This is a genomic window from Pedobacter sp. KBS0701, from assembly GCF_005938645.2.
Classification (GTDB): Bacteria; Bacteroidota; Bacteroidia; order Sphingobacteriales; family Sphingobacteriaceae; genus Pedobacter.
This window is the reverse complement of record NZ_CP042171.1, coordinates 488,538-500,243: the sequence shown is the minus strand read 5'-3', so window position 1 is coordinate 500,243 and position 11,706 is coordinate 488,538. Positions and strand designations below refer to the sequence as shown.

The window sequence follows — 11,706 nt, the reverse complement described above, 5'->3', positions numbered from 1 at the left end:
AGGTTTATATTTGGTTAGAAAAAAGAGATACGTCTGGATGGAGTATCTCTTTTCTTTTATATGGGGATTTTATTAATTTAAAAAAGTAAAGTAATACAGAACCAAAACTGCAATGCAGTAAATTAAGAACACAGATTCCTTTCAACCCAACTGTGGACTTTTACGATTAAGATTCATTATTCTGAAACATTCCCCATCAGAATAAGCTAAATTCCGGAATAAAACTTCTTTGCTTTATATTTGTTAGAAATCATGATCATCGTGAATTTTAAAACAGTCCTCATTCATGAGTAAGTTTAGCAAGCCCTCAAATACCACATCTGAATATGAATCACAGCGCCTTAATAAGCTTAAGCGTTATGACATTATTGATACACCGCCCGAACTTCTTTTCGATCTGATTGCCGAGATAGCGAAGATCACCTTTAAAGCAGCAGGATCATTTGTTTCATTTATTGACAAAACTCAGGTATATCTTAAAGCCAATACCAGCCCGATACAGGTTTCAATAATCAATAAAGAAGATAGCTTATGCACCATTGCTTCAAAATCGGCAGACATCACCCTGATCGAGAATACCGAAACTTGTATAGAGGTAAAAGATAACGCCTACGTTAAAATAAATAACGGAATCCGATTTTATGCAGCCGCACCAATTACCACTATGGAAGGTTTTGTAATTGGAACGGTTAGCGTAATGGACGATAAACCCAGGTACGATATTAAACAAGACCAGCTAAGCGTATTGAAGTGGTTAGCCCGGATTACCCTCGAAAAACTCGAATCGCGACTAATTAACCGTATTTCTGTACGCGCTTACGATGACCGTTTGCATCGCTTGGCCCACGACATGAAAAACCCAGCTACTTCTTTGATTGCTTATGGGCAACTATTGGACAAAAATTTGCTTTCCCAGGAAAAACTTGCATCATTAGGCAACAAAATTGAGCACACTGGTCGCAAAATTGAGCTAACAATGAATAATCTGCTCAACGAGGCCAAAAACGAGAATGCCGCTATTGACCTCGAATTTAAAACCGTTAAAGTAATGGATTTACTACAGGCAGTGGTCACAACTTTTGATTTTACCTTAAAACAAAAACAACAAACGCTCAAAATAAATTGCCAAACAGATGGTTATATCCAGGTAGATCAGGAACGCATCAATGATGTTTTCAATAACCTGCTCAGCAATGCGATTAAATATTCGCACATGTGTGCAACCATAGAGATAATTTGTACCGCAGAGGACAGCAATATTGTGTTTGAATTTAAAGACTATGGTTTAGGCATGACCACCGACGATATCGCCAAATTGTTTACCAAGTTCGCCAAACTATCGTCAGTACCAACTGCAAAAGAACGCTCTAATGGCATTGGACTTTATATTGTTAAAACACTCGTGCAACTGCATGGTGGCAAGGTTTGGGCAAATAGCGCAGGTAAAGATTTAGGTAGCTCTTTTTTTATTTCGTTACCTAAATTAGAAAGCATGCCGATAACCGACTAGCATAAATTAATTCCAAAATTATTTCATCACTTATTTCAAAATACCTTGCAATAAATCTACTTCGCGGGCAACAAAAGTATTATCGATACCGACTATTTAATTGACGATCATTGCAGAACCTTCCTTTCTCCGAAGGATGGTCTTTAATGTTTACCACATTCTATAAGGCAGAGAAAGATCACCAGAGAATAAACCATTGGAACAAAGTAACTGATTATTAAAAACCGGAAGAAAACCAACTGCAAACTTTGGTCATAACAATCATATCCAAACCCAGAACAAAAAAAGGATGTAGCCACTGGCTACATCCCCTATCTAAATTAACGCTCTCAACTTATGAAGTTGGTATAAGGCTCTCACCCCTTATGCCTACAATATTACGGCAGAAAGATTAAGATTTGATGAAGATTTTAAGTTATTGCAAAAAAAATTATTAGTCGCCCCCACAGCCACCGCAATCTTCACCCCCTCGCCAAACCTGATACCACAAAAAAAGCATAACATTATTATCAATAGAAGATAATGTGTATTTATTCTTCACGATTAAAGACCCACACATTTTTATTTCCTGGATAAATCCGGAAGTTATATGACATAACCAGCTGAAATTATTTAATACATCGTTTACCAAAATACCTTTCAGGATTCAGGCATACACCAATAGAGATAAACTTTAAATCATTAAGAATAGTAATTAAGAATGAAATATAAAAATAAGCTAAATTAATGAACCCATTATGCTGTTTCCAAGCTTTGAAATGTAGATTTCTTAATGTTTTGAATCGCAAACTGATTTATCCAGGTAAAAATTCTGAATTTAGTCTCATCAAATTGTGGGAAAGAATGCCATGCTTCACAGAATGTTTCCTCTAAGATTAATTTAGCTTTTTCTTCATCGCCTACACGCCGAATAATATTACCATAAATTGCTGCCGAATACCTCTTGTAGAGGGCCTTAAATGCACCACGATCATCCGCTATTGCTGTAGTAAAAAAGAGCTTATCGCCGGATAAACCAGATCCCTGACCAACACTTATTTGGAAGGGTAACTTTTTTACATAAAGATTGCCTGAATGATTTGACATTATTCTTTAACAGACTGAATATTTGTTTGTTTATACATTGGTCAAAAATCAAACAACCGAATGGAGTATAAGCAACATAACGTGACAAATAAAACACGAAAATTTCCGGCGAAGCACTTTACAATATTTATTTTGTTAATTTTTTACAGAAAAAGTGAATAGCAAAATAGTATATGTTCAAAGAAATTTAGGCTAGCCGATGAAAAGCTAAAACCAGAAATTTGGCTTAGAGGTATCTGATTATCAGAAGTAACACTTTGGCCTTCTGCTTTTTGCGGTTTGCAAATAATAACCGATAGAAATTTCGTGTGAGCCATAATCATAGCTACCCAATTTATTTAAACTGTAGTCGTAACCATAGCCAATCCGGAGGTTTTCGCGGACAAAAAATTCGGTTACGAGTCCGATGGCACTTCTTGCCCTTAAATCGTTTTGCAGTGCTGGCTTAGGATAAAGTTTTACAGAGGTTCTATACGCTACACCTAACCAAAGCTTTTCCTTGATCATTAAAAAAGCATTGAGATCTAATGAAGTTGGCCCATTCAAATCATCTTTAATCAAAAAAGTAGGCTTGAACTTAAAATCATTATCCATTGGAAATAACATACCGGCAGTTAAATAAAAATGCGGCTTGGAAGTAATACTAAGAAGATTATTATCTCTGAAAACCGGAAGATACTGCGCAAGCAAGTTATTGGCAGAGAAACCGATAAAGAATTTCTCGTTCGAGTAATGTACCCCTGCCCTAACATCGGGCACAGTCCTACTTTCATATCCGGTCGGAATCCTGTTATCGCCAGTTTCGGTCGGATCTAGTAAACTTCCATTCAGTCCCATCTGCATTACACCAATTCCAAGACCAAATGCAAGTACATTGGTTTCAGTACGGTTCAATTTAATACGATAAGCAAAATTTCCGGATAGGTTTAACGAGTTTTGTGCACCAATTTTATCTTTAGATACCAATAAACCCAAACCCATACTTTCTTCTTTAACTGCTTCATCTACCGATATGGAAAGCGTTTGGGGAGCACCCTGAATACCCGTCCATTGGGCCCGGACGAAAGCCTGCATATAGAGTTCTTCCTTGTAGCCTGCATAAGCTGGATTGATATACAAACCATTAAACATATATTGTCCAAACTGTGCATTCTGCTGGGCAAACAGACAGAGGCAGAATAAATTAAACAATGTCGTTAAAACTATCTTTTTCATATCCTCACATTTTAACTTTCATTTATCTCATTACGGTTACATAACCTTTAAATTCCTGCCATTGAGCACTTGCCGTTTTCACCTTAATCACATAGAAATAAGTTCCATCTACCAGACCACTCGCTGTCCAGTCATTTAAATAGCCTTTCTTTTCATAAACTGTACTTCCCCAGCGGTTAATAATGGTAAGCTGATTTTCGCTGTAAAGGTCCAACCGCTCAATAAAAAAGGTTTCATTCTTTCCATCACCATTTGGAGTAAACACATTTGGGATTTTAAGCCCAGTAATTTCCTTGGTATCCACAGAAATGTTATTTGATGGATCGGGATCTGGCTCATCAATGGAAACAGTGGCACTATTAACCACATTACCAGGTTTCATCGACCTTACGTTAATGATCAGTTCAACAAAACTACCGTAAGCAAGTGATGGTATAGTCCATGAAACTGTTTTGGTTTGATCGTTATAACTTGCAGTACCAACAACCGCAGGATCAACACTTACAAAGGTTAGATTTTCCGGAAGATCGTCTTTCACCTTTAAATTGGTAGCCGTGCCCAGACCATTGTTACGAACCAATAAATTGTATTTAAATGTCTCTGTATTTATTACCTGCCTGCTTTCTGACCTTTTAACAATGGAAACATCTGCTGAGATCTGTGACTCCACAATCACTTCCATCTCTTCAGAAGGATCGGAACTACAGCCACCTAAACTAAAAGTAATCACCGTATATTTTCCGGCAGCATTTACCACATAATCTTGCAAGGTAGCACCCAGAATGGCCTCGCCATTTTTGAACCATTGATACGATGTAGCACCTGTACCGTTAGCCCGAAGTTTAACGGCAACGCCTGGTTTAAGGTTCAGCGTGTTCGGATTAGAAGATTGCGCAAAGCATGCCACTGCATCAAGCAGCAGCACGCTGAACGCAATTATCCCAAATCTGTTAAACATCACAATGATTAAACCTGCTCAACAGTAATACCTATGGCGCTACAGAGATAGTTGCTTTACCTGGTTTAGCAGTAACCGTTATGGCTTTACTTGCAGTTGCAGTACAACTTGCTGCATTCACGATCTGAACAGCACCAGTAGCATAACTTCCAACAGCAGCAAAAACGTAATCACCTGGAGCCACGCCAGCTTTAAGTGTAAAAGTATCTCCTGAACCAGATGCTGTACCCAAAGTTGAAATATCAGTTACCGCAGTGCCACCTAGTGTTGCTGACCAGACATAAGTCATAGTTACCCCAGTTGGTAATGTTATTGAAGCATCCTTACTCGCCGTAATTACAGTAGCCGCTGTTTGATCGGTACAATAAGTACTTCCCGGAGCTGCAACAGCGATAACAGGAGTAGGTAATTTTTCTATAACCGTATTATCAGAGGCATCACTAGGACAAAGATTTGCATCAGCCGGTATTACCACAACTGAATAAGTATGGTTTCCAACAGCTAATCCTGCAGCGATCTGGTAAAAAGCATTTGATCCATTATATACTACCGGAGCTTCCGCAGTTCCGTCGACGGTCCATACAATTTTATCACCATTTGCAGGCGTATACCCGTTAAAAGTTGGAGTCAATTTCACTGTACTGGTTCCGCACAGGTATGCATTTGGCGTTTGCGCAAAGGCACCCAGTGGCAATAAGAGCATTAAGAATACAAAGATTCTTAGATTACGTTTTTTAGTTTTTGTTGTCATGATTTTAATTTGTTTGAGTGAATAATTTATTTTGTTTTTAGTTAATAGATACTATTGGTTTGTGTGGCACAAGCTTTACCCTAAAACTAAAAGGGATAGCCCGTACGCAGCCATTTGCATTTTTAATAGTCAAGACTCCCTGGTAAACTGCTACAGGAGTTGTTGAGGGTATAGTAATGGTGATTTCATTTGCTGGTAAAGCCTGATTTAGCACAGCGGGGAGTAAATTCCCTGTCCAGGAAATACTATAGGTTATTGGGTTAAAAACAGGATTGCTGTAAGTAATTTTGGTTGTGGTTAATCCTTCACAAATACTCGCATCTGGCCCCAATATTAAATTGGGCTGTGGATTTACGGTTAAAGGGAAATCTACTTTTTTACCACAATAAGTAGCATCATCAGCAACTGTATAACTAATAACGGTATTACCGGCAGCCATTGCGGTAACTTTACCTGTTGCATCTATTGTTGCAATGGCAGCATCACTCGTGCTCCATGTTCCGTTTGGATAAATATTTGTAAATGTTGCACTTGTACCTGCACAGATGGTAGCTGCGCCGTTTATTATAGGTACAGGAGCATACTGTTTTACTTTAACTTCTACGGCCAGAGCACCGCCAGCATTTTTACATCCTGTTGCCGTGTTAACTGCTTCAACATAATAAATAGTAGTAGCCATTAAGGCAGGAGTACTATAAGTGCTACCGATATTAAGTGGGGTTCCGCCAGAAGATGATGAATACCAGTTATAGGTAAAACCTGCATCAGGCGCAGTAACCGAGAGCACTGTTGAAGAGCCGCTGCAGATTATTACTCCGGGTACTGTAAGCGTAGGTAAGGGATTAACCTTAAGTTTCACCCTCAACATTTCAGAAACCGCGGTAACACAATACGTCCTGCTCGCCTGAACATAATAATTGTAATCACCTGCTGCGAGCGTATTTGGGGGAGTGAAGGTTAAACCGGTATACAACAAATTACCGCCTGTTTCGGCATCGTACCATTTGTATTCGGTGCAGGCCTGCGCATTCTGAACAGAAAAAGTTGCAGTCTGTCCCTGGCAAACTATTTTTTCATCAGTAGTTGAGGGATTAACCAATGTACGTGGTTTTGCCAGTTTACGTTTAATGTCGTAAATCCTTAAACGACTAAATGCACCAGTAAGTCCGCCCATTGTGATCTCCAAACGATCGTATACATCGGTTACCAAAAACGTTAAGATATATTTACTTGTTGATCCGGGTAGTAATTTAAGGTTCAAAAACGTACTTGTGTTTTTAAATGCTGGTCCGGCCGCTACTTCATTCAAATAAGGTTGTATGGTAAAACCTGTTAAAAGGCTCAGATCTAATAGTCCGCCACCTGGATTTTCGAGTATGATACTAACTGAATCGGCAGGTTGCGAAGGTTTATTAAAAATAGATGTAAGATATACCTGATTTAGCACGGAAGTGCCCACATCAATCAGTGCGAAGCTATTTGGATCTGTATCAATGGCATTAAAGGGATTGGTAACCGTACCAGTTAGGTTTGCAATACCACCTAAAGGAGTTGGCTTTACACCTGAGAGCACATCAATCGCCTCGTTGCAGTTGATTGATCCTGTACTCAGCTCCATCATATAAGCATGGAAAACTTTTATTGATAAAGCTGTAGATAATACCGCACCCACAATCTTGATATATACGCCGTTAAAAGCCTGTGTAGGTGTTACCCTGATCTCCATCTCTCCTCCCCCGCCTATCACGCCGGCAATGTTGGCAGAAGTATAAATCGGATTCCTCGTTGCATCATAACCAGCTTCATTTCCAGAACCAATTAAGGGCTTATTTGCTGCAACAGCATGTAGGTCAGTAAAACTTCCGATCTCAAAACTGCTCAAAAGCCCAAGAAGTTCCTTTGGTAACGCCAGTTTAACTATTACAGTAGTATTTGCAGCAATTGTACGTTTACCAGCGTTGGTACCATCAGTAGTAAATTCCAGAAATTGTGTAGCCGAACCTGTAAGCCCAACAGCGCCAATAGGAACTGACAAGGTTGATGCATCTTTAACCTGTCCGTTTACAGCATTCGGCGCATTAGCTATACTACCGTATAAATTTGCCCCTATAACACCCAATCCATCAAGATACGCCCCCTGAAAGTTTGCGTATGTACGTGCTGTATTTTCACACTGTGCATATAAATACGCAGGTATAAAAAACAACACAAATACCAAGAAAAATGGACCAGGGCGCCTTTTCAATGTAAGTTTGGGATAAAGTAAAATTAAGTTTGTTTGTTTACTAGCAATACAAAAGTACTGCGAGCCGACGCTACATTATCCGTTCAGTTTATTCATTAAAGTCTTTCAATCAAGACATGAACACCTGTTTTATTACTACTCATCAACCAGACTAAATCACGTCGAGGTAATTGGTGCCTACTTCGGGATGAAAATTTCAGCCCAACTATTAAACATTCGAACCCTGCCGATTACTCAATGTTATTAGTTGCGATAGTTGTAAGATTGCTTTGTCGACTAAAAAGGCCTCCTTATCATGACGTTTATGTAAACAACTGATATTTAGTGTTATTTTTTTGACCATATAAGACATTTAAGAACCATATAAGCTTATATGTTATTTATGATATGAAAGCCTAAAGAATTATTTAATGAATTGGATGTTCTTAGGCGCCCAAGGTGGTTAATTAAAATGCCTAGTCTTTAATTTTTACGACCACCTTAAACATCTTAGCTCATTTGAGTTTTGCAGGATGCAAAATCTTAAACCTAATACGTTAGAAAACGCATATAGGACGTCATTCCTATTTTTTCAGGCCACAGACCTGATGTTTACTTATAATGACGTTTATGTAAACAACTGATATTATCGTTATTTTTTGGCTATATAAGGCACTAACGGCCATATAAGCTTATATATTCTTTATAGTATGAAAGCCTAAAGGATTATTTAATGAATTAGATGTTCTTAGACGCATAAGGTGGTTAATTAAACTGGCTAGTCTTTAATTTTACGACCACCTCAGACATCTTAGCTCAATGAGTTTTGCAGGACGCAAAATATTAAACCCAATACGTTAGAAAGCGCATATAGGACGTCATTCCTATTTTTTTCAGGCCACAGACATGATGTTTACTTATAATAACGTTGATGTAAACAACTGATATTTAGTGTTATTTTTTTGACCATATAAGACATTTAAGGACTATATAAGCTTATATGTCCTATAATTATTTAATGAATTAGATGTTCTTAGGTGTCTAAGGTGGTTAATTAACTGCCTAGTCTTTAATTTTTACGACCACCTTAGACATCTTAGCTCAATGAGTTTTGCAGGATGCAAAATCTTAAACCTAATACGTTAGAAAACGCATATAGGACGTCATCCCTATTTTTTCAGGCTACAGACCTGATGTTTACTCGCAATAACGATTCCTCGCCGGAACTTAGCACCAAAACCTTCTGTCATTCATATTGAGTTTACACAATAAATTACCCTTCAGGGTGACATCTTTTTTAGATTTATCCGACATTGGCCGAACGCTTGCGTCACTTCCGGATTAATTACCATGATTTGTTAGGATATTGGTTTATTGATGCAAAACTTACTGATACCTGCCAGAACAGGTACAAATTGTGGTTAAGAGCGTGAATCTAAATCCGATAATATTCGGCCCATTCGAAAGAAGAAGTATTAACGCCAAAAGAAATATTAATCACTAATTATCAACACTTTATATTAAAATTTCAAACAGCTATTGTTAGTATAAATATTATTCAAAAAATAATATTTGCAAGATACAATGGTTATTGTATCTTTGCACCCTCTCTGGAAGCTTCCACTCCAGAGTTTAAGAAAGCTTTCCAGCAATGGGAAGCTTTTCTTATTTAAATTGATAGGCGCTTTTCCCGCGAATCATTAAATAGCGCATGCATCGTAATCTCTTTTTGTACTAAACCTGGGTAACGTTCACTATTTGCGTTTCGATAAGTTGTGATCATAGTTAAGAAAAACGCTCAATTTGCTTCCGCCAGATTTTTCAATCTTTTTAGCAGCAATTTTTCTTCAGCCCTTCCTACACCTGTTCTGTAAACATCTAATTTACAAGAAAAAACATAACACAAAATTTAGTTTTGGCGCAATACAAAAACCCATATCACACCAAACTATGTTTTTATATGTGGTTTTGGCGCGATATAGGAACCAATAATATTCTACTTGCTTTTAAAAATTGTTACGGCCAAAGGTGGCAAATCAACAATTATTGAATACTCCTGTTCATTATATTCTTCCAGAGCGGGAACAATATCACCTCTGTTGTTTATGCCGCCGCCATAATAAACAATATCATCAGTATTAAAAATCTCTTTCCATTTGGTTTTAAACGGCACTCCAATTCTATAATTCTCCCGAACCACCGGAGTTAAGTTTATGGCAATAACCAAAGTGTCTTTAGCCTTTGGTCCTTTTCGCATATACACAAATACGGATTCGTTTGCATTATCGGCATCAATCCATTGAAAGCCTTCATAACTAAAGTTGAAATGATACAATGCTGGTTCCTTGCGATAAAGAAAATTTAGAGCTTTAACGGTTTCCTGCATACCTTTATGCGGCGCATATTGCAATAAATGCCAATCCAATGATTGTGTAAAGTTCCACTCATTGGTTTCGCCAAATTCATTGCCCATAAACAGTAGTTTCGCTCCCGGATGAGTAAACATGTAACCGTATAGCGCTCTTAGGTTGGCGAATTTCTGCCAATCGTCGCCAGGCATTTTATAAAGCATTGGCGATTTACCATGCACCACTTCATCATGAGAGAAAGGTAACATGAAGTTTTCGGTAAAAGCATAAGTCATGCTAAAACTCAACTGATGGTGGTGGTGTTTCCGTCCGATAGTTTCAACTTTAAAGTACTTTAATGTATCATTCATCCAGCCCATCATCCATTTCATACCAAAGCCTAGTCCTCCGGCATGTACCGGATGAGTTACACCAGGGTAAGTACTGCTTTCCTCAGCAATGGTTTGTACACCATCAAAATTTCCATAAACGGAGACATTCAGGTCCTGCAAAAACTGTATGGCTCCGAGGTTTTCACTTCCTCCATATTCGTTTGTTGCGGCATCTCCATCTTCTCTGGAGAAGTTGAAATACAACATTGATGCCACTGCATCTACCCTCAATCCGTCGGCATGATATTGATCCAACCAAAATAAAGCATTACTGATGAGGAAGGAACGCACCTCATTTCTGTCGTAATTGAATATATATGATTTCCAATCGGGATGAAAGCCTTTCCGCATATCGGCGTGTTCGTACAAGTGTGTTCCGTCGAACTCATATAAACCATGCCTGTCACCGGGAAAATGAGAAGGGACCCAATCTAATATCACCGCAATATCTGCTTTATGGAGTTCATCAATCAGATACATTAAATCCTGCGGAGAACCATAGCGTGAACTTGCCCCAAAATAACCGGTTATCTGATAACCCCAGCTCGGAAAATATGGAAACTCCATTACAGGCATCAGTTCTACGTGCGTAAAACCCATTTCCTTAACATAAGGCACTAACCTGCCAGCCACTTCCCTCGCGGTTAAAACACGTTCCGGATTATCTGGATCACGCTCCCACGAACCCAAATGTATTTCATATACCGAGATGGGTTGATCCAAAGCATTTATTTTTGCTCTTTTTTTAAGCCAGGCTTTATCTTTCCAGGTGTAATCGGTATCCCAAACAATGCAGGCTGTTTGTGGAGGATGTTCCCATCTTCTGGCATAAGGATCGCCTTTTAAATGCTCCGATTCATCAAAGCCTTTGACAAAATATTTATAAACTTCGCCCTTTGCAATGCCAGGGATAAAACCTTCCCAAATACCAGATTTATCCCACCTTACACTCAACGGATGAGAATTGTTGTCCCAATTATTAAAATCACCCACTACGCTCACACGAATGGCATTTGGGGCCCAAACTGAAAAATAAGTTCCGGCCGCCCCGTCAACGGTAATTAAGTGTGAGCCCATTTTCTCGTAAAGCCTAAAATGCTTTCCTACAAGAAAAAGATCTATATCGTAATCGGTAAATAAACTGTGGATCCAAACGGATTTCTGTTTATCAATTTCTGGTTCGAATACTTTTTTTACTGGAACTTTTTTTGCTGCTGGCATA

7 protein-coding genes are annotated in these 11,706 nt (G+C 38.5%); 1 reads left to right on the top strand and 6 read right to left on the bottom strand.

Annotated features, from left to right (window positions below; translation table 11 throughout):
• The first annotated feature begins 286 nt into the window (after positions 1-286).
• Complete coding sequence (locus FFJ24_RS01790; RefSeq protein WP_138820528.1) at positions 287-1,510, top strand: GAF domain-containing sensor histidine kinase; 1,224 nt, start codon at positions 287-289, stop codon at positions 1,508-1,510.
• Positions 1,511-2,245: 735 nt separating this feature from the next.
• On the opposite strand, the gene FFJ24_RS01785 is transcribed toward FFJ24_RS01790, so the two are convergent.
• The 6 genes from FFJ24_RS01785 to glgB form a co-directional block, all read right to left on the bottom strand.
• Entirely contained in the window at positions 2,246-2,596 is a 351-nt protein-coding gene (locus tag FFJ24_RS01785; protein WP_138820527.1) for a hypothetical protein, read from the bottom strand.
• Positions 2,597-2,839: 243 nt separating this feature from the next.
• A complete protein-coding gene (locus FFJ24_RS01780; RefSeq protein ID WP_138820526.1) occupies positions 2,840-3,811 on the bottom strand; it encodes a type IX secretion system membrane protein PorP/SprF in 972 nt (323 codons plus the stop codon).
• Between the two features lie 22 nt (positions 3,812-3,833).
• Positions 3,834-4,769: a gliding motility-associated C-terminal domain-containing protein gene (locus FFJ24_RS01775; RefSeq protein ID WP_138820525.1), complete on the bottom strand. Its 936-nt coding sequence runs from the start codon at positions 4,767-4,769 to the stop codon at positions 3,834-3,836.
• Positions 4,770-4,800: 31 nt separating this feature from the next.
• Positions 4,801-5,520, bottom strand: coding sequence for a hypothetical protein (locus FFJ24_RS01770; protein WP_138820524.1), 720 nt, complete (start codon positions 5,518-5,520; stop codon positions 4,801-4,803).
• 37 nt (positions 5,521-5,557) lie between these two features.
• Positions 5,558-7,765: an Ig-like domain-containing protein gene (locus FFJ24_RS01765; RefSeq protein WP_138820523.1), complete on the bottom strand. Its 2,208-nt coding sequence runs from the start codon at positions 7,763-7,765 to the stop codon at positions 5,558-5,560.
• Between the two features lie 1,975 nt (positions 7,766-9,740).
• Positions 9,741-11,705 carry a 1,4-alpha-glucan branching protein GlgB gene (gene glgB, locus FFJ24_RS01760; protein WP_138820522.1) on the bottom strand — a complete coding sequence of 655 codons (1,965 nt, stop codon included), beginning with the start codon at positions 11,703-11,705 and terminating at the stop codon, positions 9,741-9,743.
• Between the last annotated feature and the right edge of the window lies 1 nt (position 11,706).